The organism is Haloarcula sp. H-GB5 (assembly GCF_054850705.1).
This window is the reverse complement of sequence record NZ_JBTWBG010000009.1, coordinates 1-26171: the sequence shown is the minus strand read 5'-3', so window position 1 is coordinate 26171 and position 26171 is coordinate 1. Positions and strand designations below refer to the sequence as shown.

The 26171-nt window shown below is 54.8% G+C and carries 28 protein-coding genes and 1 pseudogene; 16 read left to right on the top strand and 13 right to left on the bottom strand.

What is annotated here, in order from left to right; all coding sequences use genetic code 11:
* Positions 1–85: 85 nt before the first annotated feature.
* Positions 86–1117, bottom strand: a complete 1032-nt coding sequence (locus tag ACYJ11_RS20225) for a tyrosine-type recombinase/integrase (protein ID WP_461649208.1) — start codon at positions 1115–1117, stop codon at positions 86–88.
* A gap of 447 nt (positions 1118–1564) precedes the next feature.
* On the opposite strand from ACYJ11_RS20225, the gene ACYJ11_RS20220 reads away from it, so the two are divergent.
* From ACYJ11_RS20220 to ACYJ11_RS20205, 4 genes are read left to right on the top strand one after another with little or no spacing between them, the layout of a single operon-like run.
* A complete protein-coding gene (locus tag ACYJ11_RS20220; protein ID WP_461649207.1) occupies positions 1565–1891 on the top strand; it encodes a hypothetical protein in 327 nt (108 codons plus the stop codon).
* Between the two features lie 5 nt (positions 1892–1896).
* The gene (locus ACYJ11_RS20215) at positions 1897–2766 is read left to right on the top strand and encodes an FAD:protein FMN transferase (RefSeq protein ID WP_461649206.1); all 870 of its coding nucleotides are present in this window, start codon (positions 1897–1899) and stop codon (positions 2764–2766) included.
* On the top strand, positions 2750–3037 hold the full coding sequence (locus ACYJ11_RS20210; protein ID WP_121513561.1) for a hypothetical protein: 288 nt from the start codon (positions 2750–2752) through the stop codon (positions 3035–3037). The genes ACYJ11_RS20215 and ACYJ11_RS20210 overlap by 17 nt, the downstream gene beginning before the upstream one ends.
* On the top strand, positions 3037–3579 hold the full coding sequence (locus ACYJ11_RS20205) for a hypothetical protein (protein ID WP_461649205.1): 543 nt from the start codon (positions 3037–3039) through the stop codon (positions 3577–3579). Before ACYJ11_RS20210 ends, ACYJ11_RS20205 begins: the two co-directional genes overlap by 1 nt.
* Here the strand turns inward: ACYJ11_RS20205 and ACYJ11_RS20200 are convergent.
* The 4 genes and pseudogenes from ACYJ11_RS20200 to ACYJ11_RS20185 form a co-directional block, all read right to left on the bottom strand.
* On the bottom strand, positions 3576–4097 hold the full coding sequence (locus tag ACYJ11_RS20200) for a winged helix-turn-helix transcriptional regulator (RefSeq protein WP_461649204.1): 522 nt from the start codon (positions 4095–4097) through the stop codon (positions 3576–3578). The two genes, ACYJ11_RS20205 and ACYJ11_RS20200, sit on opposite strands and share 4 nt — an antisense overlap.
* Positions 4098–4100: 3 nt before the next feature.
* On the bottom strand, positions 4101–4388 hold the full coding sequence (locus ACYJ11_RS20195) for a hypothetical protein (RefSeq protein ID WP_461649203.1): 288 nt from the start codon (positions 4386–4388) through the stop codon (positions 4101–4103).
* A gap of 336 nt (positions 4389–4724) precedes the next feature.
* Positions 4725–4904: pseudogene (locus tag ACYJ11_RS20190) on the bottom strand (transposase); the annotation flags it as partial.
* A 52-nt stretch (positions 4905–4956) separates the two neighbouring features.
* Positions 4957–6123, bottom strand: coding sequence for an inorganic phosphate transporter (locus ACYJ11_RS20185; RefSeq protein WP_461649202.1), 1167 nt, complete (start codon positions 6121–6123; stop codon positions 4957–4959).
* A 143-nt stretch (positions 6124–6266) separates the two neighbouring features.
* Between ACYJ11_RS20185 and ACYJ11_RS20180 the strand changes: the two genes are divergently transcribed.
* Positions 6267–6521, top strand: coding sequence for an adenine nucleotide alpha hydrolase family protein (locus ACYJ11_RS20180; protein WP_461649201.1), 255 nt, complete (start codon positions 6267–6269; stop codon positions 6519–6521).
* 63 nt (positions 6522–6584) lie between these two features.
* Positions 6585–7253 (top strand): AIM24 family protein, encoded by a 669-nt coding sequence (locus ACYJ11_RS20175; protein WP_461649228.1) that lies wholly within the window; start codon positions 6585–6587, stop codon positions 7251–7253.
* A gap of 127 nt (positions 7254–7380) precedes the next feature.
* On the opposite strand, the gene ACYJ11_RS20170 is transcribed toward ACYJ11_RS20175, so the two are convergent.
* The 5 genes from ACYJ11_RS20170 to ACYJ11_RS20150 form a co-directional block, all read right to left on the bottom strand.
* Positions 7381–8271, bottom strand: a complete 891-nt coding sequence (locus ACYJ11_RS20170) for a S1C family serine protease (RefSeq protein WP_461649200.1) — start codon at positions 8269–8271, stop codon at positions 7381–7383.
* A gap of 663 nt (positions 8272–8934) precedes the next feature.
* A complete protein-coding gene (locus ACYJ11_RS20165; protein WP_461649199.1) occupies positions 8935–9144 on the bottom strand; it encodes a TOBE domain-containing protein in 210 nt (69 codons plus the stop codon).
* A 310-nt stretch (positions 9145–9454) separates the two neighbouring features.
* A complete protein-coding gene (locus ACYJ11_RS20160; protein WP_461649198.1) occupies positions 9455–10483 on the bottom strand; it encodes an ABC transporter ATP-binding protein in 1029 nt (342 codons plus the stop codon).
* Positions 10480–11457: an ABC transporter permease gene (locus ACYJ11_RS20155; RefSeq protein ID WP_461649197.1), complete on the bottom strand. Its 978-nt coding sequence runs from the start codon at positions 11455–11457 to the stop codon at positions 10480–10482. The genes ACYJ11_RS20160 and ACYJ11_RS20155 overlap by 4 nt, the downstream gene beginning before the upstream one ends.
* A 57-nt stretch (positions 11458–11514) precedes the next feature.
* A complete protein-coding gene (locus ACYJ11_RS20150) occupies positions 11515–12588 on the bottom strand; it encodes an extracellular solute-binding protein (RefSeq protein ID WP_461649196.1) in 1074 nt (357 codons plus the stop codon).
* Between the two features lie 64 nt (positions 12589–12652).
* Between ACYJ11_RS20150 and ACYJ11_RS20145 the strand changes: the two genes are divergently transcribed.
* The 3 genes from ACYJ11_RS20145 to ACYJ11_RS20135 all read left to right on the top strand — a co-directional run bounded on the left by ACYJ11_RS20145 (position 12653) and on the right by ACYJ11_RS20135 (position 15651).
* Entirely contained in the window at positions 12653–13333 is a 681-nt protein-coding gene (locus ACYJ11_RS20145; protein WP_461649195.1) for a TOBE domain-containing protein, read from the top strand.
* A 203-nt stretch (positions 13334–13536) separates the two neighbouring features.
* On the top strand, positions 13537–15213 hold the full coding sequence (locus ACYJ11_RS20140; RefSeq protein WP_461649194.1) for a transposase: 1677 nt from the start codon (positions 13537–13539) through the stop codon (positions 15211–15213).
* A gap of 237 nt (positions 15214–15450) precedes the next feature.
* Positions 15451–15651, top strand: coding sequence for a hypothetical protein (locus tag ACYJ11_RS20135; protein ID WP_461649193.1), 201 nt, complete (start codon positions 15451–15453; stop codon positions 15649–15651).
* On the opposite strand, the gene ACYJ11_RS20130 is transcribed toward ACYJ11_RS20135, so the two are convergent.
* Both ACYJ11_RS20130 and ACYJ11_RS20125 read right to left on the bottom strand, forming a co-directional pair.
* Positions 15648–16997, bottom strand: coding sequence for a sodium/calcium exchanger protein (locus tag ACYJ11_RS20130; RefSeq protein ID WP_461649192.1), 1350 nt, complete (start codon positions 16995–16997; stop codon positions 15648–15650). The two genes, ACYJ11_RS20135 and ACYJ11_RS20130, sit on opposite strands and share 4 nt — an antisense overlap.
* Positions 16998–17222: 225 nt before the next feature.
* Entirely contained in the window at positions 17223–17960 is a 738-nt protein-coding gene (locus ACYJ11_RS20125; protein WP_461649191.1) for a sporulation protein, read from the bottom strand.
* A gap of 285 nt (positions 17961–18245) precedes the next feature.
* Between ACYJ11_RS20125 and ACYJ11_RS20120 the strand changes: the two genes are divergently transcribed.
* On the top strand, positions 18246–18416 hold the full coding sequence (locus ACYJ11_RS20120) for a hypothetical protein (RefSeq protein ID WP_461649190.1): 171 nt from the start codon (positions 18246–18248) through the stop codon (positions 18414–18416).
* A 2550-nt stretch (positions 18417–20966) separates the two neighbouring features.
* On the opposite strand, the gene ACYJ11_RS20115 is transcribed toward ACYJ11_RS20120, so the two are convergent.
* Complete coding sequence (locus tag ACYJ11_RS20115) at positions 20967–21344, bottom strand: hypothetical protein (RefSeq protein ID WP_461649189.1); 378 nt, start codon at positions 21342–21344, stop codon at positions 20967–20969.
* A 141-nt stretch (positions 21345–21485) separates the two neighbouring features.
* Between ACYJ11_RS20115 and ACYJ11_RS20110 the strand changes: the two genes are divergently transcribed.
* The 6 genes from ACYJ11_RS20110 (at position 21486) to ACYJ11_RS20085 (ending at position 25829) form a co-directional block, all read left to right on the top strand.
* Positions 21486–22166 (top strand): IS6 family transposase, encoded by a 681-nt coding sequence (locus tag ACYJ11_RS20110; protein WP_461649188.1) that lies wholly within the window; start codon positions 21486–21488, stop codon positions 22164–22166.
* Between the two features lie 111 nt (positions 22167–22277).
* A complete protein-coding gene (locus ACYJ11_RS20105) occupies positions 22278–22856 on the top strand; it encodes a hypothetical protein (RefSeq protein ID WP_461649187.1) in 579 nt (192 codons plus the stop codon).
* Positions 22857–22981: 125 nt separating this feature from the next.
* Positions 22982–23572, top strand: a complete 591-nt coding sequence (locus ACYJ11_RS20100) for a hypothetical protein (protein WP_461649186.1) — start codon at positions 22982–22984, stop codon at positions 23570–23572.
* A gap of 108 nt (positions 23573–23680) precedes the next feature.
* Positions 23681–24253: a hypothetical protein gene (locus ACYJ11_RS20095; protein ID WP_461649185.1), complete on the top strand. Its 573-nt coding sequence runs from the start codon at positions 23681–23683 to the stop codon at positions 24251–24253.
* Between the two features lie 308 nt (positions 24254–24561).
* On the top strand, positions 24562–25437 hold the full coding sequence (locus ACYJ11_RS20090) for a ParA family protein (RefSeq protein WP_461649184.1): 876 nt from the start codon (positions 24562–24564) through the stop codon (positions 25435–25437).
* A complete protein-coding gene (locus ACYJ11_RS20085) occupies positions 25434–25829 on the top strand; it encodes a hypothetical protein (RefSeq protein WP_080510005.1) in 396 nt (131 codons plus the stop codon). Before ACYJ11_RS20090 ends, ACYJ11_RS20085 begins: the two co-directional genes overlap by 4 nt.
* Positions 25830–26171 lie beyond the last annotated feature (342 nt).

Genomic DNA, 26171 nt, shown 5'->3' with positions numbered 1-26171 from the left:
AAGCACACCTATTGAGCAGGTAGTTCCTCCCAGAAGTCATGAAATAAATCTCCTTGTTAACCGAGTTATCACAGTACAGCCCACGTTAGTTGGTCTCCTCACTGGATATGATATCGTTCGCTTCGTCACGCGTGCGTTTTGCGGCCTCCTGAGCGTACCCTTCATGGGTCGTTTCGATCGATTTGTGACGGAGTACATCTTGCGCCAGCTGTGGGCTCTCGCGATAGATTTCTCGCCCGAGGCCACGGCGAGCGCCGTGGGGTTTCAGCGGCTCATCGAAATCGTACTCAGACCACTCACAGAGTTTGGCGAGGATATCCCGAGCCGACTGGGTTGTGATCGACGGCGTCGGGTCAAGTGCTTTTGCCGCGTTGTCGAGTCTGGGAAACACAGCTGCATTCTCGTCGGGCTCTCGAAGCTGCTTCCACCGCCGGAGTGGACGGATAGCATCGTCAAGGATCGGCGCAGACTCGCGGGTGCGGTTCTTGCCGAACACCTGCATCGTACCGGCTTCGAGGTTGACGTGCCGCCACCGCAGGCCGTTCCGCTCTTCGTCATCAGAGACAGCAACCAGTTCTGCACTCCGGGCTCCTGAGTATGCAAGTAGGAAGACGAGTGCCTGGTCGCGGTATGCCGCCGTGCGGTCGACGTCGTCGCTTTCGCCGGCGTCGTCGACGCGGGCGGTCGCAGTAGCGCAGATAGCATCGCGGTCGCGTGCCGTCCAGTACTGTTGGTCTGTTTCAGTCTCGTCGGTGGGAAGTGGTCCTTCGGCGTGGTTGGTCTTGGCTGGGTTCGTCGGGATCAGGCCCTCGTAGACGGCCCATGTGAGAAACGAGCGGACGTAGGCGAAGTAGCGTCGGGCGGTCTCCGGCGAGATATTGTCTCTATCGTCGGCCCGGGCCAGGTCACGAGCGTACTGCCGACAAAGGTCGTCGTCGATATCCTCGGGACTGGAGATGGTATGCTGGTCCCGAGCCCACGTTGCGAACTTCCGTAGCACGCTCGCGACGTTTGTTCGGTAGCGCCCGGAGTCGATATCGACGAGTCGTTTCTCGATGGCGGCTTCGAGGGCGTCATCCCCGGGAGTAGCGTCGTATGCAGGCGGAAGCCGATCCATGCTTCCCGTACAGCGGCGGTCCGGGTAAAACTGGTGGTGCTTATTATTCTAATACAAACCTATCTACAAAACCAGAATTTCGGTGTTTCAGTACCCTCTATAGTGCAATTATTGGCTCTGTCGGTGTTGATAAAGGATATATTGCTATACGGAATTCTGAAACTGAAGTTGAGACTACACCGAGTTTAGCGGGGCTATAATGCGTGGTTTCGGGAGATTCGTCGAAAGACAATGCGGCGAATCGCCAGACTGCCAGTTGCTCGATAACGAAGTCACATATATACTCAGAACCCACCTCGCGCTCTGAACCGATTCGATAACTGTACGAAGATTCGAGGGTTGGACGCGAACGACTTACTAAGGCTGTCTCAACCCTCTATTTGCAATGGCAAAACGCAACGACCGACACGTCAAAGCTAGCGGTTCTAAACCGAGGGACAGCTAACCATGCGCGTTCCCGTCCCGAAAAACAAACTCGTCGCCTTCACGCTCGTAGGTGCGCTCCTTACGGCTGGTGTCGCCGGGGCCCTTACTCTGCCCGGTGGCGGCCTCGCGCAGGCTGGCGACCAAACTGACTCACCTGGTTCGACGGCGTCGGACGTATCACAACAGGTCGCTGCGGATGTGCCGACGCCGAATCAGGACTTCACGCCAGCAGTCCAGACCCAGTCCGGCTACGAGGACGAGGAACACGAGGAGTACGAAGAAAACGACGACCACGAAGAGGAGGAGGAATACGAAGAGGAACACGACGAACACGAAGAGGACGAGTGACCGAGATGACGAGATCGCTCGCATCAGTGTGCGAACGGTTCGGGGACACCCACCGCGAGTTCGAGTGTTGTGACACGACGTTTCGGATTCAGGCGACAGGCATTCGGGCCGAGACTGCGGCAACCGCGGCCCAAGAATCGGCTGAATCACTCGAAGCACAGCTGAACGCCTTCGATGAGATGAGTGCCGTCAGTCAACTCAACCGTGAAGGGGAAATCGCGAACGAACACATCGCGCGTATCGTCCGGCGTGGGCTCGAATACAACGACCGGACCGACGGGGTGTTCGATATTTATCAAGGCCGCCTCGAACACGAACTCAAAACATTCCTGCGTGGTGACAGCGAAACACCACCAGACGGATTCGATACCGGGACTGTCCGGACCAGCGGGTCCCATGTCACTACTGACATCAAACTCGATCTCAATGGCCTCGCCAAAGGGTACATTGTTGACCGGGCAAGCGAGGCACTCGGCGGTGTTGGTCGACGTGGGTTCGTTAGTGGTGGCGGGGATATGTCTCCACCGACAGGCCCGGTTGCCATCGAGAGTCCGTACGGCGACGACACACCGCTGAAGATCCTCGACACGGACTGGTACGTCGCAACGTCCGGCGGCTACCGACGATCGCGAAACGGGACTGACCACGTCTACGATCCAACCACTGAATCCCTCGGCTCTCGTCATGAATTGGTCACTGTCGTGGTGCGCCGGGACTGTATGGAAGCCGACGCCCTGGCGACAACCATCGCAGCACTCCCACTTGCTAAGGCACGCGAATTAGCATCAGAATGGGAGGGTCTGGAGGCACTCATCATCCACGACGGCGTCTTTCACCCAACAGAAGGGTTTGAGACACATGTCCTGGACACATAAGCAACGAATTACCGTCGTGGCGATGGTCGTCTTAGTGGTGGCTGTCCCTGCTCTTTGGCAGATCGGAGACGTGCGTGCCGCCCAAGCGACCGAACAAAAACAAAGCGACCTTGTCGACCAGACCGTTTCAACGAGACAGGCCCCAGCTGATTACGACGGCGATAGTATCAACGACTCCGCCGACAAGTGTCCAACACGACCGGAAACGAAAAACGGATTCCAAGACGCGGACGGCTGTCCTGATGTCGTCGAAACGACGGGGGCATCGTAATGTCACAACTCGTTTGGCTCCTCGACCGAGGTGCCGCACTCGTGACGTATCCGGCGTTGTATCTGGCTGTTCTCACGGGCATTCTCTACAACACGGAGTCATTTGGAATGCTCCACGAGGCCGCTCAACGAATCCATATTGAATTATCCGTGTTCGCGATGATCGTCACGTTGCTACACGCAGGACTCGGTGTGCTTGATGCGTGGTTCGTCGTCACCGGACAGGTTCCAGCGCCGGCATACTCGATGCCGTACTTTCTCGGCGGCGTCGCCGTGGGTGCGGGGGCACTGCTCATGCTTGTCGTCGCAGTTCTAGGCTTTACTGACGCGAAACGCTTCCAGCGACCGTGGGGGCCACGCGTCGTCCACTCATTCGCATATGCTGGGTTCGCGTTCGGGACAATCCATGCTGCAGCGATCGGGACTGACCTGACGGGACTCATCCGTCCTCTGCTGGGGCCCTCAGTGGCGTTTCTCGTGTACGTGCTCCTGTTGCGTCTGTTGGTGCTTCGAGGGATTTCATCGAACGCGATCCCGGATTAGTAGCTGTCCCAGAGGCCGAGGATACGGTCGACGACTTTGTCCGTGAACGAGCGCCGGTGAACCGTGTAGAGGTACTTGACGCGATCGGGATCGCTGACCTCGTAGACCACACTTCGGCCGTCGCGTTCTTTCGTGACGAGGTCGGCCTCGGCGAGCTTTGATAGATGCCACGAGACCGTCGATTGCGCCTTGTCGAGGCGTTCGCTCAGTTCAGTCGTCGAAAGCGGGCTGTCAGTGAGAAGATGTGCGAGGATCCGGCGACTGTATTCCCGGCGCAACGCGTTCATCACTGTCCGATCGGCTTCGTCGAACTCGGCGGCTGGATAGTACCGCGTGTACTTGCCGTCGTCCGAAACGTCGATTAGGTCCTCGTCGGCGAGCCACCTGAGCTGGTACTGGAGTGTCCCCTGTGCGTACTTGAGCTCGTCGAGGAGCGCACGAAAGTGAACGCCCGGCGTGTCGGCTATCCGCTGGTAGATTTCCCGCCGAGAGGCCAGTTCGAGATCCGGATCCGACATTGCTCAGTCCCGCGTCAAAGCGACGAAGAACGCCAGGAGGCCACCAAGGATCAGAATCGCACTCCCGTGTTCAAGCAGTTCGAGCGTCGCGTACGGGAAATACGGAAGCAACGGATACTCGAGAAACACGATGAGCCCGTAGACAGCGAACATCACGTACCCGAGCGTGACTATCCGCATACGACCATCGCGTTCCCGTCGCCATGCGAGGAAGCTGAGAATGCTGAGCCCTGCAGCGAGGACGAAGATACCGAGACTGACGTACTGTTCGAGGAGTTGAGCGAGGGGCATACGTTGTATCTGTATACACAGCCGGAGCGACGTACTCGGCAATCGATACAATTCAATCGAAGGGTAGCGGGGAAAACGATTGCCGTCCAACCGTCGAATCCAATCTTATGCATTGAGACGACCAGTCTCAACTTCTGTTGGAATCGGGGAGTTGAGACTACAGCGGGTTTAGAGGGTCTATGATGCGTGGTTTCGGTCGAACCGACGAGCGGAATCTGTTTCAGATCCCTTTCCAAACGGTGATTCTTGTTGAACTGGAAACTAATCCGAGACATTTCCGAGACTTCGGATAGTGTAGCCACTCAGACGAGGCGCTAACACGGAGAGAGCCCCTCACTATCCGATTCCCATTTCCTTCTTCAACAGCGTCAGCGTATTGTCGGCTGTTGCGATCGGCGAATGCTCGTATTCACCAGTCAACTCGACCTGCACGAGTAGATCCACTGCTCGCTATATCGAGAACAACAGGCAGGCAAATGCGAGGGAGAAGAACTGCAGCCCGAAATCCTTCGAGGTCTGGCAGCCAGGAACCACTTAGAACAGAGTATTCGAGTGCCGTGGCGGTCGTTTATGCTATTGGGAGGACGACGAACGAGAGATACGACAGGCCAGTCGCGACCGACGGGCCGATAATCCAAAACGAAACAAACCGCACCACTGCCGACGGGTCAAACAACTCGCCAGCATCCTGCAGGTCTTCTGCGCGTTCATCACCGATCCCTGGCACCTCCTCATCCGTTTCCACCGTTACAGCATTAACTGATACACCACCTTCGATTTCACCTCGGGCGAGGTCAGGCACAGTCGCGATACGTGTCGCTCGCCCCCATCCAAGACCGACAATAGTCATGACGGTCGAAAGCGCGAGGCTGATCGGAATACCGAGCCACGAGGCGACCGTCGTGATCGTCGCAGCGACGACCATCACAATCGTTGCAGCCATCAGTGGAAGATCGGTGAGCCCGTTCCCAACGGATTCCATCGTCCGCCGGGCAATCGTGAAGGCCCCGATACCGATAGCGACGGTTCCGAGACCAACCGCCCAGTCCGGACCGAGGAGACCGCCACCGACCAGCGGCGCAACAGCGTTCGCGATATTGCTTGCGCCTGCGCTGAACGACATATAACAGGCGATGATCAAGACGAGAGTCGTACTGACGAGTTCACGCGGTGTCGTTCCAGGGCCGAGTACCGGCCGTGGAACCGTTCCTGTCGAGTCATACGTGATGAGCGGCCCCTCAGTCTGCTGGATCGCAAAGAGGCGATCTAAGTGGGGGTAGAGGTAGCGCCCAATCACGGCACCACACCAAAACCCGATGATCGGAGCGATAATCCACCAAACAACGATTTCGCCCATCACGGCCCAATTCAACGAGTTCGTCGCGAGACCAAGTCCCGCAATCGCACCGACAGCCGTCATCGAGGTCGACACAGGGACGCCATAGATATTGGCAAACAACATCCCCAACCCGATGAATGAGAGCACAACGATACTCGCCTCGATGGAGAACGCGGTTTCAGGAACAATCTCACCTCCGAGTGTATTGATCACGTTGCGACCTACAGTCCACCCACCGAGAAAGACGAAAAAAGTCATCAGCGCCGCAGCAGCGGTCTTGTTGACGACTTTCGCGCCGACCGAAGGCCCCCACGCGACACCCGTCGACGACCCACCGATATTGAAGCCAACGAATATCGCTGCCAACAGACCAATGAGGAAAAGGATAGAGATCATATTGAAAAATATTCCTCAAATACACGTATAAGTTCCGAATCCAACGTCGAGTATTGAGATAAGTTATCTACTACATTTATCAGCTGACTGTCCGTGTGTCGAGCACGAATTCACATGTTCTCATTCCGGTAGCTGATTCAGAGATGGCTAAACAGGCGCTAAAGTACGCTTTAGAAGCTCACCCGAATGCTGAAATTACACGTGGTCGGCGAGCCGTCGAAGATGATGGCAACGCAGTGGGACTAACTCTGGAAGACGTTATCCAACAGGTAGCTAAGGTCACTGCAAAAAAGGTTTTCGCTGAGGCTCGTGAGATCTCCGATAAGTACGATGCCGAGATCGACACCGATGTCGGGTGGGGAAGCCCGAGAAAAGTGATATGTTCTATCAACCGATGAACTGTATTTTTATTTTATTCGCTGTCAAATCCTACAGTAGGGTCCCCGTGCCCTGGTACACAAATAGAACTGAACGATTTCGTCTCTCAGAACGCACCAGATGAGAGTCAAGGGCGGTTCGAACTGGAGAGCAGCAAACTGCTTGATATAGACGTTGACGGTACAGTACTAACCAAAGCCGGAGCAATGGTTGCCTACGAAGGAGACCTTACATTCACCGGCAAGTCCTCTGCCGAGGGTGGATTAACTGGGTTCATCAAGGACCAAGTCTCAAGCGAAGGGACGCCTGTCATGGAAGTCGAAGGCGATGGTCACGTGTACGTCGCTGATCAGGGGAAAAAGGTTCAAATTCTTTCTCTCGGCGAATCAGAGTCACTTTCAGTCAACGGCAACGATGTGCTTGCCTTCGAGGACAGTGTGGACTACGAAATCGGCACTATTGGCAGTCTCGGTGGAGCTTCAGCGGCTGGACTCACAAACGTATTCCTCTCGGGTCCCGGATTGATTGCGGTTACCACGCACGGCGATCCGTTAGTGCTTGAGCCACCAGTCAAGACCGACCCGGATGCGACTGTCGCGTGGTCAAATGACCTGTCGCCAAGCATCGATACGGACCGCAGCCTGAGCGACTCTATCGGGCAGTCATCTGGTGAGACGTATCAGATGTCTTTTGAGGGCGAGAGCGGTTTTGTCGTCGTGCAACCCTTCGAGGAAACCACCCAACGCGCTTGAGCGAGTAGATCCTGCAAGCGTCTATCATCAACTACCATTCTCAAGACAGCAAGAACGTACCGTGCTCACGGTGGTGGGTAGAGCCACTGACGCTCTCAGCAGTCGTGAACCATCTGTCGTTACTCACCTATTGGAGTGGCGACTGCGATTGTTCGGGACGCGCTACAAGTGAGAGCTCAACCATTCGCTCTTCCCCATCACGAAGGATTGTCACTTGGAGTGTATCACCGGGACGTGTTTGCAGTGCTAAGTAACTCGCCAAGTCCTCAAATGAACTCATCCTTTCGCCGTCAATTGCGAGAATAACGTCCCCGCCAACCGGTATCTGTACTCCGTCCACAAACTCGATATCGCTTGGTTGGAGCACACCGTCAGCTGGCCCGCCGCGAACTGTCTGTACGATCAGTAAGCCGCGAGGCTCACTCATATCGTTTGCCTCCGCAATCGTCGGTGTGACCTTTTGTAGTGATACGCCCATGTACGCGTGCTCGTAGCTGCCTGACTCGATAAGTTCTGGAACAACACGCTGGGTGAGCGCAGCCGAAATCCCGAACGCGATGTTATCGCCCTGTTTGGAATTGACGACACCGATGACGTTCCCGTCAAGCGACATCAACGGTCCACCACTGTTTCCGGGGTTCACCGCAGCGTCCGTTTGGATTGCATCCGGAATCCGGTATCCAGCAGGTGACGGAATCAATCGATCGAGACCGCTAATGATGCCTGACGTGACTGTCCCATTCAGATTGTATGGGTTACCGATTGCGACGACCTCCTGCCCGATAACGGGGAGATCCTGGACGAAGGCAAGTGGCTGTGCCGAATCAGGGGCATCGGTCACAGAAATAACAGCGAGGTCGCTGTGCGAATCGGTGCCCTGTACTATTCCGTCGCTCCACGTACCGTTGTGGAACTGGAGTTGTGCCTCTGTTGCGTTGCCAGCGACGTGTGCGTTCGTGACGACGTGTGTCTTGTTGTACAAAAACCCGGTACCCTGCTCCTGTCCTGTATCAACCAATACAACTGATGGGATCGTATCACGGTAGACCTGAGTGTACTCGGTCCCCTCGGTTTGTGGGGACGGATCATCCTGTGGGTCCCCCGCTTGTGATGACTGTGATGGCTCAGGGAATGACGACAATACGCTGCTACAGCCTGCAAGCCCTGCCGTGAGAGCGACACTCCCGAGTTTCAAAAACTGACGGCAGGTAGATGTCTCTCTAGACATCGCTAGCTGGCAATCTTGGTTTGAATGTTGTAGGCTTTCTGTCCCTGAAACCGACTCGGTAGATTCTCGTCCTGATTTACCAGCTATATCACCATAGCTCTGGAACGATACGTGCGGTATTCATTAGTTCCTCATTTTCACGAAGTCAGAAATAGTGGAAGAGTGCCTGTTGCGGTTATGTTTTGTAATCTCGAAGCGCGTATCTCACATTAGAGGTGACTGCTGATTTTGACTGTTCTGTCATTTATGCAGAAGTTGAGACTGGCCATCTCAATGCATACGGTTCTGAACCAGTTCGTAAGGAAGAACTCTCATCCTTCGTTGACCTCTCTCGGGATCGCCGCCCTCGGTATTTGCACTCGAGGACGCTCCGTCAGTCAACCGATGTGAGTTGATACATCAATAATGAGTCACTAAATCGGAGTGATTCGCTACAAGCAGGGTGAGACGGTTTCAGTCCTTGTTTACCATCACTTCGCTGGCTTTAATCACGGCATCTACTTCGTCTCCTTCAGCCAGCTCTAGTCGATCGGCTGATCCGCGCGTAATCGTGGAGGTAATGGTCTGTCCATCACCCAGCTCTATCACGACTTCCGCCATAATATCGCTCTTTTCAACGGACACGACGGTGCCGGTGAGCTTGTTGCGTGCACTAAGTGCCATAGTGTGTACACGTTCACGACAGAGAAATACCTACCGGGGACCAAGCAGTCGGAGGTCACAGCCTCAATTCGAGGGGCATCGGCAGAATCGGGAGACGAACACTTCCTCCGAACGACAGTCCGATGCATTGACGTGAGTGCCGTATAGTCCATCGGCTCAGCCGGTAGCGCACATGACCACGACACGACGGCAGTGGGTGCGACTCCCACTACTGTTCTCAATACATCGAACACGGATGCCGCTGGCATCACCCGGTCAAACTGGTTGAAACGAACGGCTGAACAGGCTACCGAGCCAAATGGGCGTGCCGCTAACAGGGATGGAGGCGATCGCGCGGGAACGACAGGGTGACTTCTGCGCCTACGACCGGTGGCGAGGTAGCGAACGCTTCAACAGTGACGTCGTCGAACGCGAGCGTCACGCGGTTCGTTGCATCCTCGCGAACGACGCGCTCGACGGTCGCAGACAGGTCCCCGTCAGCGTCGCCGAGTGTGATTGCCTCCGGTCTAATGGCGACCTGGGTCGCTGCGTCGGTATCGCTGTCGCGATCGACTGGCCCCCGACCGCTCCCGTCGGAGCGTGCCTGGGGGTCGATGCCCTCATCGAGAATGCGGCGTAGCGAGGGCGCTACTGAGAGGTCGATGACGTTCGCCCCGGTGAACCGGGCGACCATCGGCGAAGCGGGCCGTTCGAACACGTCCTCGGGCGTGCCACGCTGAACGACCCGCCCGTCCTGCATCACGACGATCCGGTCGGCGACAGCGCGGGCGGTCGTGCGGTTGTGCGTCACGTATACCGCAGTCACGTCGTCAAGTACATCGACGAGATCGTCTCGCAGGGCCTGTTGTGTCGGGACATCGAGTGCTGCCAGCGGTTCGTCAAGCAGCATCACAGAGGGGCGAATCGCGAGCGCTCGGGCGAGGGCGACCCGCTGTTTCTCTCCGCCCGACAGGGTCGGTGGGTTTCGCTCCGAGAGATGGGCCACACCGAGTTCAGCGAGCAGCTCGTCGGCATCACGCGACGATTCCCGGTACCGGGTGCCGTACTCGACGTTCTCTCGGACGGTCATATGCGGGAAGAGCGCGTAATCTTGGAACACGAAGCCGAATCCCCGCTCCTCCGGCGGTTGCCCCGTGATATCCGTTTCGTTCGCCGTCACTACCCCGGTGTGCTCGTGGAAGCCGGCGATCGTCTCTAACAGCAGCGTCTTGCCGCTCCCACTCGGACCAAGTATTACACAGGTCTCGTTGGACTCGACCTCGATTGCGGCATCGACGGTAAACGGTTCCGCACCGTCGGCGGTAAACGTCGAGCGGATGTCGGCAGTGAGCCGGGTCATGGCATCCCTCCTGTTGTGCCATCGTCGGTCAGGTAGCGGACGAGGAGGAAGATTGCTGCCGAGACGGCCAAGAGTAAGAACGCGACTGCTCCGCTCTCCTCGAGGCCACCTTGGAGGTACGTGTTGTACACGAAGACGGGTGCGTGTTGGGCGGTTACCTTCCCGCCTGCGAACGGATAAAAGAACTCCACAGAGTAGGCAACCACCGCGACGGCACCGAACTCGGAGACGGCACGGGCCCACGCGAGCACGCCGCCGGTGATCATGCCTCGGACAGCCAGCGGGCCGGTTACCCGTCGGAAGGTCTCCCACTTGTTGGCGCCGTGGATGCGAGAGGCGTACTCAAGACGGTCGTCGATGGCCTCAAACGCCTCGCGGCTGGCGTTGACCGCGTACGGGGCCGAGACGAACGCCATCGCCAACACCATTCCAACCATCGTTCCGAGGACCGAGAACTGCGGGAAAGCGCCGCCCTTCCCAAAGCCGAACAGGATAATAATACCTGCGACAGAGTGGGGAACGACAAGCGGGAGATCGACGAGACTCTCGACGAGTGGCTGACCTGAGAACCCTTTTGCCAGCAGGTGTGCCAGTGGGACACCAAACAGGAGGCTGAGCAGGGCCGCCAACAGTGGACCATACACACCGAGATAGAGTACGCGGTGGACGTCTGGATCCAGTGCCTTCTCGATGACGAGTGAGGGAGTCTGCCGTGCGACGAACATGAACAGGGGCAGCCCCAAAGCGACCATGAGGAGACTACCGGCGGTCGCCGTCGCGACCGTGAACGAGGTGCCGTCGAGCGCGTACGCGGTGACAGCCGTGCTGCCGACGATGAAGTAGGCGTACCAAGTCGGCTGGCCGACCGAATACGCAGCGGCGAATGCCAGTGCCTGGACGACGACGAATGCCACGACCAGTGGCGTCCGCCCGACTGCAGTAATCTCGAAGCGGCGTTCAGTCTCCGTTGCCATAGTCTGTGAAGCGGGGAACGTTGTGCATAAATATCGGTGAAATGGCGACAGACCCCGCTACAGCTCCAGTGGCCCGAGTGTGCTCTGTGCGCTGGCGACGTTCATCACGTTGTCGGGGACGGCGTCCTCCGAACTCGCGGGAACGACGATGGGGTCGACGGGGACGAGTCCCTGTTCTTCGAGGATCGCCCGACCCGGCTCGGTGGCGAAATACTCGACCCACTGGGCGCCGCGACCAGGGGCCTCGGCAACGCTCGGAACGGTCAGACCATAGGCGATCGGTGCACCGGTGAAGGTGCCGCTGTCGGTCTCGACCTCTGCCTTCGCGTAGTGCTGTGCGTACTCACTCGTCGCCTGCGAGAGGTCAACCTCCGGCTGGAGGTCGACGTACGGCAGCCCGGAGGTCGCCGAGATGGACTGGTAGTACAGCACGTAGTCGAGCTCACCAGACTCGAGTTGGCCCTCGAGGTTCGTCTCGGTGCCCGTTGGGACGGTCGTGTTGCTCATCAGGGCGTCGAGGGTCCCCTCGTCGTAGAGCCGCTCGCCCTGGAACTCCTCGGCGCCCAACTGTAGCGTCATCACCGCGCGATAGCCACCGGGGTCGACCGCAGGGTCCGAATGCCCGATGGTGACGCCGTCCCGCGAGAGCACGTCCCACCAGTTGTCGGCCGAGATGTCATCTGCCCCGGGGGAGTCCTCTCGGTACTGGATCGACATCGAATTCGTTGTGAAGATGGCGTACCAGTCGCCGTAGTCGGGGAGTACCCGGTTGCGGATGAGCCGGAAGTCGGAGGTACCGAGCACGTCGGCTGACCGACCCTGCTGGGTGATCTTCTGTGTCGAGGCCACGGATCCCTTAGCTTCTCGGTTCACGTCGACGTCGAACTCCTCCTCGAACTGCGGTTCGGCAGCCGAGAACGGCGGCGCGAGCGATCCGGCGTGGAAGATGGTCATGGAATCCGACATCGGCGTGTCTGTCGGGGTCCCGTCGTCGCCGCTGGTCTCCGTCGGATTATCAGTCGCCGTGCTGCCACCGCCGTTACTACCGTTACCAGAGCAGCCCGCAAGGCCAAGCGCCGCTGCTGTTGCACTACTCGCGAGGAACGCACGTCGTGTACGATGTTCTGTCATCGATACATCGGCGTTATTTCGATACCGGCATAATTGTTTTGCTCCCTGCCCATCTTGACCCGGTATGGACGCGAGCTTCGACGCACAGCTTCGGGCAGATAGTGTGGAATTCACACAGCAGGACGTGTCACTCCTCGAAGCTGTAGACGAGATCGGATCGATTCATAAGGCTGCTGACGAACTCGGCCGGTCTTACTCCCGCTCGCACCAGCGCATAACTGTACTGGAGGAAGCTTTCGGGACGCTGGTCGAACGACAGCGCGGAGGATCTGGTGGTGGCGGAAGCACTCTCACTGAAAATGCATACGAGTTACTCTCCCGATTTGAGCGGCTTTGTACGGGATACTCGTCGGTTGCGGAAACCACCGAAGCAGTATTAGACGGGACCGTCGTGACGCGGACTGGCGAACTCGGAACTGTAACGACCGCTGCTGGAAATGTACGGGCAATCGTCCCTGCAAATACTGACACGGTGCAGGTGAGTCTTCGTGCTGATACGGTAACGCTACACGATCCGGCTGAGACGCCGACGGAAAGCGCAACGAGTGCCCGAAACCGATTCGACGGGCACGTACGCAGTATCGACCGCGGTGACGCGATTTCGCTGGTTTCTGTCGATATAGGGCCCGAAGACCCTCTGTATGCTCTTGTAACTGAAGACAGTCGAGAGCGGCTCCAACTCGAGTCGGGTCGTCACATCATCGCGTCGTTCAAAGCGACAGCAACCCGTGCAACCCCCAAATAGAGGAACGATCGCTCTCAGCGGACTCTTCCACCCGGAGCTGTGGCAGGCAATTGAGGTAGTTGGTCGACACAAACCAGACGAGGCGCTCCGTGGAAACTATATCCGGGTCTCGTACAGAACGGTTACAGAGTCCTGTAGTCCGTACGTCGGCGTATCTAAAGATGTGGATGCGTTCTTGAGCGTGCCCTATCCAGCGTCTGTTGATGGCTCCGACTCTTGAGTCTCGACGAGCCGTTTTTCAATCTATCGCGCAACGACCGTACGCCAACTGGCCAGCCTACGATACGTCGCCGTCGTATGATCGGACGTCGCTTACCGGACTAGAATCGGATGTTCGGACGGTCTCGGAGACGTGGTTCGGTCACAAGAGTCACGACTCGGTTGAGCAGCTCGTCTGTTCACTTCCTATGGCGTACTTCCAATTCAATGTCCACGACCGCTACGAGGGCTCAACCCGCTACGAGATGGACACACTCTTTCGGATGTTTGTACTGAAGGAACTCCACGGCTGGGAGCACGAAACGGCCCTCGTTGATTATTTGGGAAACGCGCCAGCCGTATGCGATCAGTTGGGGTTAGAGACGGTTCCAGATCAATCGACGCTGTGGCGCAGTTGGAACACCCGGTTCACCGCCGACCTTCGTGAGACGGTGGAGACAACTGCCCGGACTCTTCTCATTAAAGCCCAGAATGCAGATGTCTCGGTTCCACGCGACCCTGAGCAGAAGCTCTGTTACCGGGACAGCGACGTCGAGGATTCGGCACCGAACGAGCAACGCATCTTGGGCCGGACAGAGACGATCATAGAACAGGTCAGCCGCGTTGTCTTCCCGGCGTTCTCGCTAGACCGTGGTAACGGGTGTGAGATTCACGAGAACGCCTTCTGGGGTTTACAAACCTATCTCGGACTGCGTGAGAACTTGGCCGCCAACGAGGGCGCTCGCAGCTTCATCTACGAGTCAACGCGAGAGCGGACACCACTCGGACATGCTCACCGCGACCACCTACGTGACCTCTCGATACCGGAGGTTCGAGCGATGTATCGACGGGCGATCCGGCAACTCATCGGCAAGGTCGCAGAGACGGAGGAGTTCTTTCGCGCAGGCATCGTCGCGATCGACATCACCGAAGCTGACCCCTTCACGGGCGACCGTACGGGCCACGAGGACGAGATCATCGGAACGAAGGAGAACACCGACGAGTACGCCTACCAGTGGGCTACAGTCCAGTTGGTCGGTAACGCTGTTCCACTCGTCATCGATGCTCGCCCCGTGCGGAAAGGCGAGTCACGCAAGGAAATCGTCGAGGACTTGCTGGAGTCGGCTGAAGAGCTCGTCCACGTCGATAACGTGCTGATGGGTCGGGAGTTCGATAGCCAGCATGTCCTGGAGATGATCAGCCAGCGCGGGCTCTCCTACGTCGTCCCGAAACGGATGCAGACCAGCGAGAAAGCCCAGGCCAAGCGGTTGCTCCAACGGAATCAGGACCGATACGAGACCGATCGCAAGCTCCATCTGGGCAAGAATGAGTGGCACGAGACGACGCTGATCTACCGCCGGAAAGAAGACTCCGAGCACGACGATCACCGGCAGTATTCGGTGTTCATGACGAATCGGGGGAGTGGGCACCTTACAGAGTATGGATACAGGTGGGAAATCGAGAGTGGCTACCGATCGATAAAGCGGTTCATGGCGGCGACAACGTCGAAGAATTTCGGGTTGCGGTTCTTCTACTTCGCGTTCGCATGTCTGCTCTACTCGATTTGGCGAGCGATCGATCTGCTTGTGCAGGTCGAACTGAACGGCGAGTACGAGCACGCGCCGGTCGTGACGGCCGATAACACACTGACGCTGCTGAAGAAGGAGACAGGTATCGGATAGTAGGGTCCTCGGTCTGGGTCAGCGCAGATTTCTGAGTGGCAACGCTATCGAGAGTCTCAGAAAACCACGATCTAGTCGATAGTTCGACAGGAAGACGCACACGAGAGGAGATTTGAAGCAGTTCCCGCTCCCTAATTCGTCGGAAACAACGCATCACAGCCGCGCTAAACCGCCTATAGTCTCAACTTCCACATTTATGTGGTTCCAGAGCGATATTTCCAGAAAGAGGCTCACCATATGAGTGACACTGTTGAGGGAGAGTGCATCGGCTGGATGGAGCTACGGGCTGATAACGAGATTCAATCCGTTGGTATTGCTGGAATCGCTACTGATGACGACGACACTATATCGCCGATACCGGGCCCTGCATTCGCTGAAGAGGCGAGATATGTTTTAGTCAGACAAGACTTACCAGAGGACAAATCCGTCGACGACTAATCCGCCACTTCAGCCTGCTCCGTATTGCTCCAAATCGCATCACGTGCCGTGGTGATGGTCCGTGAGACGAGAGACTCGACACTTCGGCGGCGCATGCCGAACAGTACGGCCCCGAGAAGAACGTAGACAGCGGTATAGGCATATAAAATGAACATACTGATTTCGGTCGCGGCAGGCTCCGAATATGTCTGAATGACGTAGAACTCCGCGAGTACCTGGGTGGTAAATAGTACGAGCAACGCGACGGCTTCACGAATGCTGATTTCGAAGTTCGTTAGAATAGCGATGGCAAAGAAGCTTTGAGCCGCTGTAATCCATATTTCAGCCGCCTGTTTTGAATCGAATGGCAGCGTGCCAACCTGTCCAGCGGAGATAGAGTAAACTACGGCGAGCGTCCCGATGAGAAGTGTCCACTGGTTGAGCTTCGACGAGATGAGAGCATTGAACCCTGCTGTCGTACGGGCCTTGTTTACAAGATAGGCGACAACGATGAGTTCTGGACTTTCAGAAGCCAGTGGGGCAAGCCATTGAATCATAAAGAATTCGGGAACCCCGTATTGCAATCCGAGTTGCTCAAGCCCCTCTGCGAACGGATGAACTGCGGTAAAAATGATTGCACCCGAGAACGCGAATCCAATCAGCACAGCAGCAATACGGGGGAGTTGTGATAACGACTGGAAGTACGCGGGGACGCCTACGTGTTGTTCAGTCTCATCAACGTCACCACGGATGATGATGAGGAGGTACAACAGGTATAGCCCGACAAGAATGAGCGTATCAACCGGGCCGATACCTCCGCTGAGTGGAATAAAGAACGCGAACACCGTCGCAGCGAGGAGGAACATGATTTCCAACGCAATACCTCGATCAAGCGTGACAACGTCGGCAAAGAACCCGTCGCGATCTTCAACGGCAGGGTCGGAACTGTGCGTTGCACGATAGATGCTGAATAAGGCAATCCCTGACCAGCCAAGGCCGATGAGGATGCGGTTCGCACCGGTCATATTTGCGACGGCTAGATTTGCCGCCTCACTAGAACCGGCACCCGCTTGCCATGCATACAGCGCGTCGACGGCGTACTCGGGTGCCACTGCAAGAACTGCGAGGACGGCAATAGCAAACGCCCGAGGCACGTCTTTTTCGGCGGTTTCGGCCGCCCAGGCCAAAAGGAACGCTGCCCCAAGAATGGCTGCACCACCGACAAGGACAGCCGTTCCGGCTGTGATGTTCTCACCCGGATGGACCGTTCCGTATCCACCATATGAGAGGAACACTCCAATCCAGGGAACGGTCAAAACCAAGGCCACGCCGACAGCAACTAGGGGGTGACGTAGTCGTGAACTCATCGTCGTTATAGGCGTGAAGTTGAGGATAGCATATAATTCACAGGACATAGCTCAGCCGGTCCAAATGCCCTGGATATATTCTAAGTCACAAGCGACGGTTTGATTCGCATTCGACAGTTCTGATGCCCAAAATCCGAAATAATTGATAACACAGAGCGCGTGTTGAAGACTCTCGTTCACCACGACTACACAGAGGTCAATCTATGAGCGTGGTACTGACCGTTCTCAGGTGTGTGCTTCGATCAAAGACTTGAGTTGATCGCGGATGGTTGCAACGTCGGTACTCTTGATCGTTGTACTTGTGGTTCGCTCGTCGGCATCGGTCATCTCTGATAACAATCCACCGTGACGGTCGATTTCGACATAGATGGTGAGAGCCTCAGCAGCGGGCTGAGCGATAAGCTCGATTTCATCTAGGACAGAGACGAACGGTCCGGACTGTGGGCGGAATTCGAACTCCTGAACGAATGTGTGGCCTGCGGTATAGCGGCCACGTTGGTCAAGTTCACAGTCGGCAGTTCGAAACGAAAAGCCCAGGTTGTCCATCGCGTCGAAGACTGCCTGAAGCCGTGGCGTCGGCTGGACATCGAGATAGTCGGTGTCCTCGGGGTCAACTGCGAGGTCTATGTCGAGTTCCGTCTCAATCCATACCTGCGTGTTGCCGAGTGTTACCGGAGTTTCATACGGGATATCGAACTCAACAATGCGAGTTTCTTCCGTGTCGGGCTCAATAGTGAGTGAATCGGTCAGTGCGAATCGATCAATATCGACATCCGTATGCCCCTCGTCAGTTTTCGCACGGGTTTCTAGTTCGAAACGGATGGCTCCAACATCTTGTGGAGCGTTGCCGCCGGTGATATGCACCTCAGCATTGACGGTTTCGCCAGGTGTGACAGTCGTGGAGGGCAGGATGGTATCAACGGTTGCATTACCGATACCGACGCTTGCGAGGATTTTCTTCATGGGTTTGCATCTGAGGTATGTAACTGATTACAACTGAAACTTTTCATCGAATTAACGCAACTCCGATATCTCCAATCGAAGTCAGACTTGTTGGTAGGTTAGCCTATCAAGCCGGTTTGTCAGTGACTTCTGAAACCTGGTTTAGGTAGATATGGGGCAATATCGAGACTGACCGGTTCAATCACAGTAAATACAAACAAAAGACTATACAGCAGTGCAATGGCTCAGTTCTTGGAAATGTGTCTCTGCACCAACTGTTATTTACTTGGATAAGAATGGCTACGTGTGCACCGACGCAAATTTCTTGCCACCTCATCTGCTGTCACAACCGGGATGCTTGCTGGCTGTGGTCTCCCTGGTGAAGGCGATGAAGAGAACGAAGACGACGGAGAAGGCGGTGATGGTGGTGGGGAAGAGGGAGAAGAAAATGAGGAAAGTCTCGCCAGACCGAATTAGACCCGTATCTATCAGACTAGTTTTGATCAGGGGCCTCTCAGACTGACCAACACGATCATTCACTGATACCTAGCTTGCGATGTCATCTGTACCGTGTGACTATCAAAAATCTCGGAGCTTCAGCTCCCGTTTGCAGCGGCGCTTGAGGCTCTCGGTTCTTGTGAGGTCAGCAATTCTATTGGTACAGGATGTCAGCCTTCGGACCGAGTTGTATCGTCGCTGAGCGTCCCAAGTATTCGCAATCCTGCAATCACAGAGACGAGCCCACCTGCACCACCTGCCACAGCAAAGAGTAGTCCATTTTGATAATCGGTGGTAATAAAACCGGTGTTGGCAAGCGTGAGTACACCGATGCCAAGTGTAAACACTGCAGCCATTATCCAGCGTCGGATTGACCGGAGGAGTACGTCTGTGTCGGAGGGCACATGCTGAAACTACCGAATCACGACATTAGTTCCAGCGATATGGACTCGTTTTACTCGCTCTTTGGATCGATGTTTCACAACTTTCACTACCATGTTCCACGGATTTACAACAAGGGTTATTCTGGTGCTGCTGGTGTGTACCGACCGGTGTTTTCCGTAGTGATGACTGCTAGTTCAATGCGACCCGAGTCTCTGAGGAGTGCGTGGAGGTAGTTCACGTAGGTTCTTTCTGGCGGAGCTGGATGGAATAGTGCCTGAGCCATGACCTCTCTATCTGCTGTCTGGCGGTGATCGACAGTACATTCGATCTCATACCAAACCGGGTCGGTGAACACGTCAGTGTACTCCGTTGAGGTCTCGGGTGATAACTGCTCCGTAGCAGTCAGGTTGCGTTGTGGAGCCGGGACAGTTACCGTCCCAGTCAGTGTTCCAGTGTCAGTATTTAGTTCGCTACCGACATCTGTTACGGCCAGTTGTATCGTGTGTGGCAGGGAATCTTGGTTCGTAAACCGGAGGCTTCCAGCGGGGGGTGCCTCCTCTGTGATAGTCCGACAACCAGCGAGACTTCCGCTGACGGTCGTTCCAAGTGTCGCCAGCAACGTACGTCGATTCATCGGTGAAGGGCGATAGAAGTTGCTTGTCGGTGGGTGAAATCATTTGTGCAACCCTGATGGGGACAGATAGTGCATCCAGGGTAGTTTTAGACCCTGCCCAAATTTATTCAGGTACCTCGAAAGCTGTAAACACCGCAAAAATGATCGCTAATGGGGTCCCGTAGACGAATGAGATAAGAATAGGAATAGAAATAAAAATCATGATTCCGACAAACAAGATTTCTGCGAATACACCTATTGTTAGGATAGATTTCAACACACCCATCGTTTCGCTATGCTCTTCGTCAGTGTGATTCATCCATAGCCGCTTCTAGAAGCTAGATTAAATACTTTCATATCTAATATGCTTACAAGATAGCAAAAAATAAATTAATCTATCTGAGGGGTAATCAACCAGTTGTATCAGATAACTCTTGAGTCATAAACGATGAGTAGAAGGGTGACCTGCTGCCGTCGTCCACCAAAGACAAACCACTGGTAGACTGGCTGGAGGCTAACGCTGCCGGCTGGCGGCGATGCACGTCTCAGGGTATATTTGATAGATATGAATTTATATACCTATCAGCAGGGTCCGTATCTGTCAACCTATGTGCGTCGGAACACCTACTCGAAAACAATGCTCTTCTCAAATTCAGTTCGCATTCGGATCACAACTCCAAAACTCCGCAGAGTCGCTGGTTCGGAACGAGATCGAGAGGCCCTCGTCTTTGGGACTCCGTATCAACAGTCGGATGCGAGCACAGGAAGAGTCGTGTTCTCTGGCTGCAGTGGCAACATCGTAGGTTACAGGATCCACTCCCGGAACATCGACTAACCGAGCGGCAGCGACGTATTCGCCTGGAGTCTCCGGGATACCCTGAAGTGTTACTCCACCTGCCTGTAAACCAGGCGAATTTCCCTCTACCTGAACGATCTTCCAATAGGCAGTTTCGTCGCCATCAAGGAGATGTACGGCAACATCGAAGTCTTCATCAACGCTATTGATAATATGCGCTCGCACAAGTCGTACTCCATCCGATGACGGCGTTCGAAATGAGCTACACCCAGCCACAGAACTTCCCAGAGCTAGTACACCGAATTTTAATAATTTTCTCCGGTTGTATGGAGTGGACATATTATAGAGAGACACTCAATCTCCTTGAACTTGCAGAACTTTCTTGCACTGAGAACTCTCCTTATTACCATCGTAGTGAGTTCACTTACGCATCAAATATCGTATCGAGTTAGGACCATCGCGCTTATCCACAACTCTCGAAACGCTATGGATAATGACTGATCTTAAGCGCCGCCTGAATGTCCTCATTATACTCTGCTCAGCACTCCTTGGTTTGGCGGGAACATTTCTCATATTTTCCGAGTGTACTTCATTATGATTCCTTGTGTATACGCTCGTTCCAACTGGAATGGTTGTATTAGTAGCATCCAGAAACTTGTCAGACTAATCGGAGACATCCGTTAGTAAAGTTCGGAACGTCAACTATCCATTCGACATCGGCGCTCTATGAGCCGATTCATGTCCCACTTGTCGCGGTCCAAGTTGCACTTGCCTCAACAGCTGTCTCGAAAGTAAGGTGAGCTACTTCTGGCGGAGTATCTTCACCACTGCCTGCGGGGAGAAACTGGAATCTGATTGTTTCACCAGTCTTTCCAAGCAGAGCTTCAAGCGTCACGATATCACCCGATTCAGCGGTAACAAATTCACGACGAACAACCGTTTCACCTCCTGTGACCACTGTGTCAAGTGTGGCATCAAACAACTCTAATTTTGTGTTTACCGAGACTTTCACAGGGCTGTCACCGGTATTCTCCACGACCAGTGTCCCACCCGGATATTCCGAGCCCCCATTCCCACCCGGAAGCATTTCCACACACCCTGTGAGTGACAGCATTGCAGAACAGGCTCCAATCGTCTGTAAATATCGCCTACGCTGCATACCTATACAATTATATTATAACCGATATATCCTTTTATAGGGCACTGTCTAGTTGAGCGAGTTTGAGAAGCGAGGAGGTCGTAGCGAGAAGTGCCTATGCAACTCGCAGACCTCCTCAGAGAAACGTTGGATGAGGATAGTCAAGACGTTTGGGAGAATGAGCGCACCCCGACACCCGTCCGGCGGTTTGGGGTGCGTCTCCATACTGCGGGGCTGTCGATTAGGGAGACGGTTGCTGTCCTAGACCTGCTGGGTGTCGATCGCCCTCACGGAGCAGTCTGGAATTGGGTGCATACACTGTCTGAAGCCCAGAGCGACCCGCCGACTGCGGAGCCGTCGCGGGTCGCGGTCGATGAGAAACAAATCGAGATTGACGGAGAAAAGAAGTGGTTGTACGCCGCTGTCGATACCGAATCAAAATTGCTGCTCGAAGTGGACGTGTTCAGCCGCCGCGGGACTGACCCCGCGGCGGCGTTCCTGCATCGACTCACTCAGAAACACGATGTCGATGATACAGTGTTTCTCGTCGATGCTGGCGGCTATCTGACTGCCCTCTCACGTCATGATTTGAGCGGTCGGCTCGACTATCGAATCCGGAACCACATCGAAAAGTGGTTCCAGACTGTGACCATGCGCATCGACCGCTTTCACTCTTACTGGCGGGGCAGTCAATCCAGCGCGAAACAGTGGTTACGACGCTTCAGACACCACTACAACCACGAACGACCGAACCAAGCATTCAACGGACGAACGCCAGCTGAGGAGATTCAGAACTAGACAATGCCTTTTATAGAGAAGTACCTGATACAGTTCCTACGTTTGAATCGTCCTTGCAGTATGTTGAAACAAATACACCGATTATAAATCTTGGTGCCGTCATCTGTGCGCATGGTCCCTGAATGGTCACGACGCAAAATCCTCCACCTCTCTAGTGCAGTAGCTCTTACCGGTCTTGCTGGTTGTAGTGCTGGTAGCGACGCCCAGCCACAAGTCGATTCATCGCTCGGAACGACTGCCTCGGATGCAATTATTGATCAGCAACCAACACCTTCAGAGGGTGTCCCCGCAGTCTGGGGGACGATATTCGCGCATCCAGATGCCGCGCGCAAACTCATCGACTGGGGAGCACTCACGCCAACAGAAGGCGACAACGGCCCCAGAACGGATTTCAGAACGTTTGACCCGGATAGGCAGTTTATTTCGGTCATTGTCGGCGTCCTTCCAACAGGTGAGGGCCTTATGGACTATAGCAAAGAGAACGAATATCTCGTTGAAGATGTCGTTGATGACTTCACCGACGAATCCGTCTATCAAGACGGGCAACTCCGATATGATGTTACCTCATATCAAGCCTTCCCGCCAGATCCAGACACCACTGAGTATCATTACGACTATTCGTTCACTCTCTGGCATCTGAACGGTGCCGACCGGCCGACTGAGATCACCATCAATTATCACGACGCCTGAAACGATCCAGTAGTTCCGATGACCGCCGTAGAGTTTCGATGTTCAATACTCAAAAGAGCGTGCTCAAGTTCGGGATTGATAACAGATTCTTAGCATTCTTGATACCGCCGGTGAAATCGCCATTTATGCGCCGTCGTACATTTCTCGCGTCCGCCCTGACCGCTGCCTCCACCACCGCTGCGGGGTGTAGTGCTGTTGACTCGCGAACCGAACACGCGGACCCGACAATAAAAACCGACGACAATCCTCGGGATGATGGGAAATATCTCGAATTTCGCGAGGACGGTACTGATTTCGCTACCGTGGGCGTTGATCCCAGGTTTGCCCCCTTGCCGGACCATTTCCACACGTCGATTTCGCACCCTGAGGATACCGAACTGCAGTCGCTCACACAGCGGTTTGTGGCACTGGGAGGTGACGGCACCCCGCCACAGCTCTCGCTCCAAGGACCGTTTATGGGCGACCACGAACCCCATCCGTCCGTCTCACTGTTCCGAGAGGGGACGGCTGCAGTCGTCGAAGTCCACCGGTTCGGCGAGATCACCAATGAGACCGTATTCATCGACCTCCCGGTCACCCGATGGCCGGAGTCGGCCGGTCGGTTCGTCGTTGAAAACACCGTCAAACTCGTCAAGCCGGGGCTACCCGACCGAACACACGTCCTCGATGGACAACTCGAATTCGAGGTCCCCGCTGAAACTGAAGCCGGCGAATGAACCGCTCAACACGGGTGATATACATAGCACTTCTCATATTCAGACTGAATTACTACCAGTTCACATAGCCCTCACAAAGCACTTATATACTCATTTCCACACGACAGTATGAATCGTCGACAACTTCTTTCAGTCTCAGCGCTTTCCATGTCTCTTACCGGTTGTATGGGGGTGAGTTTTGATGAAGATACTGAACATAACCCTCCAACCTCGACCGCGACAGAAACCGAAAGGGAGACATCGACCCTCAACTCCGAGACAAAATCCCCCGCACCGTCACAGACGCCGGAACAGCCACACGATCTCTACGTCGTAAACTACACCACCACAACAGAAATCGCAACCGTTCGTGTCCTCGGTGAGACCGGGAACGCCGTCGTAGAGGGCCAGTACGAACTCCCATCTGAACGCGGTATTGAGTTCGAGGATATCGGTGCTTGGGAGACAGAGTACACAGTCGAACTAACGATAGACGGTACCGAGTTGACACCGCTAACGTGGTTTACAGCCAGTTGCGCCTCAGTCGACGAAGCTCCACAGGGCTCTCGGGACGGGTATGTTCAGCTCCATCGAGACGGTTCCGACAGGCTCCAAGCGACCCTCGCCGTGGACAACTGTGACGCGATAATCGGCCCGGAATATCCTACCGGGCCCGCAAAGGGATTTCGCGTCGAAGAATGAGATCAGCAACGACATGTTCGGATAGTCCCTGCCGTGGTCAATACGCATCCAGATTGAACAGTTATCCCAGCCAAGATTTCCCTGAATCTCATTTCGTATGCATTGAGACTGCCAGTCTCAACTACTGCGCTCAAATTCTGTCCTTTGACAAACAACATAATTCTAGGACTCTAAGATAGGCCGGCTAGTTCGTGGGAATTCAGAGGTCTCAGCGGTTACGATAGCTCGGAGACGATTCCATGTCTGACTATATTTTATATAGCATGAACCTATAGGATATACCTATATGGTACAGTTACAGGGTGGTAATGATGTCTGAGACACGCCGTGCAGCACTATACCTCGATAAAGGAGGTACCGGAAAAACAACAAGTGCGGTTCATTTGGGCGCTGCACTCAATGACCTCGGTTATAGTGTGCTTGTAGTAGACTTAGCCGGGAAGCAGGGGGATTGCGCTGATGCACTCGGCATTCTCGGAGAGGTCCAGACTGACATTGAGAATGAGGACGACTTCCCAAATGTTGCGACAACGATGGGAAGTCGGTGGAGCGACGTAGCAGATATGGTCGGAGACGAGGAGGCTGTTGACCGACTGGTCTACCAGACTAACGCCGGCATCGATCTTATTCCGGCACACCCGGATCTTGATGGACTGGATGCAGACCTAGGCAACATTGATAACGTTGACGAACGGTATAATCGACTCCAAACATTCTTAGACGAGTTTGTGGAGCCAGTCAACCGGTGGGACGTAGTCCTACTGGATATGCCAGGACTCGCTAACAATATCACTTATAATGGCCTTTGGGCCGCTCAGAACGTTGTGACACCAGTCAGTATGGGTAGTTTCGAGCTTAAGCAAGCGCGCTCGCTTGAAGATGATCTTGAACAGATCCGCTCGAACTACGGGCAAGAAGTACGACTAAGAATGCTCATTCCGAATCTGTTTGACAGGCGGACTACGCTTCATGCTGACCTCTTGGAACGCTTCGAGAACGAGTTCGCGGATCTCGTGGCTCCAGAATTTGTCGTTGACTCACAGCAAATTCGGACCGTCACTGAAGCGGGTCAAACGTTGTTTGATCTCAATGAAGATAACCTTCTAAAGACTGGCAAAGATGCGCGTGATGCATTCCTTGCAAACGCTGAAGAACTGTACTACCGACTTGGAGAGAGCCAATGACAGATAACGATATTGATGAGAGATTGGATGAACTGCGAGAAGAGGAATCAACCGGAAACCGCTTAGATCGCGATGATCCCCAAAATCAGGCCTCTTTCGTTGATGTCCTTGTTGACGCGCTTGACTCAGCCGAAGCTGGGGACCTCTCTGAGACAGTTACTGCATATGACCCGACACTTGCAGCTGTCCTTCAGGCACTTGAGGAGGATGATCGAATGGACGATATATTTAATCAATTACGTGAGGCGTACGACGGAGAGTCAGGCCTCACAGACGAAAGCCGAAGCGCTATTATTCGACTAGCCGTCCGTGTAGGGCTTCAAGAGGGTACTGACGATGTCATGGATGACCTCAAGCAAGCCGTTGAAGATCGCCGGACAACCACCATCTAGTCCCTGTTAGTACAGCTGTAGCCAATGGAATTGTCCTATACCTAAACCCTATAGCAAAAACCTATAGTTTTAGCCTATAGCTTGAGACTCAGGGTTGAAGTCGTGTAACCGCTTCTTGAAAACTATCACTAACCTCGGTCACGTAACCAATTCTCTGGAAAATTCCGATCTACACTCTTTCAAGATCACTACACAGAAAGCTCGTCAATCGGAGCCAGATACTGATTTTCCCACTCTCGATGGCCTTGGAGGTCTCGCACGCCACGCCTTGTCAGTCGATACTTGTTTCCTCGTCCGTTCTTATCCATTTTCTTGATAAGCCCTTTCTCAGCCATTTCGTCT

Coding starts and splice junctions, on each gene's coding strand:
- ACYJ11_RS20135 (WP_461649193.1), top strand. CDS start 15,451: ATGAGTGACACTGTTGAGGGAGAGTGCATCGGCTGGATGGAGCTACGG.
- ACYJ11_RS20125 (WP_461649191.1), bottom strand. CDS start 17,960: ATGAAGAAAATCCTCGCAAGCGTCGGTATCGGTAATGCAACCGTTGAT.
- ACYJ11_RS20130 (WP_461649192.1), bottom strand. CDS start 16,997: ATGAGTTCACGACTACGTCACCCCCTAGTTGCTGTCGGCGTGGCCTTG.
- ACYJ11_RS20200 (WP_461649204.1), bottom strand. CDS start 4,097: ATGTCGGATCCGGATCTCGAACTGGCCTCTCGGCGGGAAATCTACCAG.
- ACYJ11_RS20160 (WP_461649198.1), bottom strand. CDS start 10,483: ATGACCCGGCTCACTGCCGACATCCGCTCGACGTTTACCGCCGACGGT.
- ACYJ11_RS20095 (WP_461649185.1), top strand. CDS start 23,681: ATGAATCGTCGACAACTTCTTTCAGTCTCAGCGCTTTCCATGTCTCTT.
- ACYJ11_RS20110 (WP_461649188.1), top strand. CDS start 21,486: ATGCAACTCGCAGACCTCCTCAGAGAAACGTTGGATGAGGATAGTCAA.
- ACYJ11_RS20205 (WP_461649205.1), top strand. CDS start 3,037: ATGTCACAACTCGTTTGGCTCCTCGACCGAGGTGCCGCACTCGTGACG.
- ACYJ11_RS20185 (WP_461649202.1), bottom strand. CDS start 6,123: ATGATCTCTATCCTTTTCCTCATTGGTCTGTTGGCAGCGATATTCGTT.
- ACYJ11_RS20090 (WP_461649184.1), top strand. CDS start 24,562: ATGATGTCTGAGACACGCCGTGCAGCACTATACCTCGATAAAGGAGGT.
- ACYJ11_RS20225 (WP_461649208.1), bottom strand. CDS start 1,117: ATGGATCGGCTTCCGCCTGCATACGACGCTACTCCCGGGGATGACGCC.
- ACYJ11_RS20100 (WP_461649186.1), top strand. CDS start 22,982: ATGCGCCGTCGTACATTTCTCGCGTCCGCCCTGACCGCTGCCTCCACC.
- ACYJ11_RS20215 (WP_461649206.1), top strand. CDS start 1,897: ATGACGAGATCGCTCGCATCAGTGTGCGAACGGTTCGGGGACACCCAC.
- ACYJ11_RS20195 (WP_461649203.1), bottom strand. CDS start 4,388: ATGCCCCTCGCTCAACTCCTCGAACAGTACGTCAGTCTCGGTATCTTC.
- ACYJ11_RS20150 (WP_461649196.1), bottom strand. CDS start 12,588: ATGACAGAACATCGTACACGACGTGCGTTCCTCGCGAGTAGTGCAACA.
- ACYJ11_RS20145 (WP_461649195.1), top strand. CDS start 12,653: ATGGACGCGAGCTTCGACGCACAGCTTCGGGCAGATAGTGTGGAATTC.
- ACYJ11_RS20210 (WP_121513561.1), top strand. CDS start 2,750: ATGTCCTGGACACATAAGCAACGAATTACCGTCGTGGCGATGGTCGTC.
- ACYJ11_RS20180 (WP_461649201.1), top strand. CDS start 6,267: ATGGCTAAACAGGCGCTAAAGTACGCTTTAGAAGCTCACCCGAATGCT.
- ACYJ11_RS20115 (WP_461649189.1), bottom strand. CDS start 21,344: ATGCTGTCACTCACAGGGTGTGTGGAAATGCTTCCGGGTGGGAATGGG.
- ACYJ11_RS20165 (WP_461649199.1), bottom strand. CDS start 9,144: ATGGCACTTAGTGCACGCAACAAGCTCACCGGCACCGTCGTGTCCGTT.
- ACYJ11_RS20140 (WP_461649194.1), top strand. CDS start 13,537: ATGGCTCCGACTCTTGAGTCTCGACGAGCCGTTTTTCAATCTATCGCG.
- ACYJ11_RS20105 (WP_461649187.1), top strand. CDS start 22,278: ATGGTCCCTGAATGGTCACGACGCAAAATCCTCCACCTCTCTAGTGCA.
- ACYJ11_RS20220 (WP_461649207.1), top strand. CDS start 1,565: ATGCGCGTTCCCGTCCCGAAAAACAAACTCGTCGCCTTCACGCTCGTA.
- ACYJ11_RS20085 (WP_080510005.1), top strand. CDS start 25,434: ATGACAGATAACGATATTGATGAGAGATTGGATGAACTGCGAGAAGAG.
- ACYJ11_RS20155 (WP_461649197.1), bottom strand. CDS start 11,457: ATGGCAACGGAGACTGAACGCCGCTTCGAGATTACTGCAGTCGGGCGG.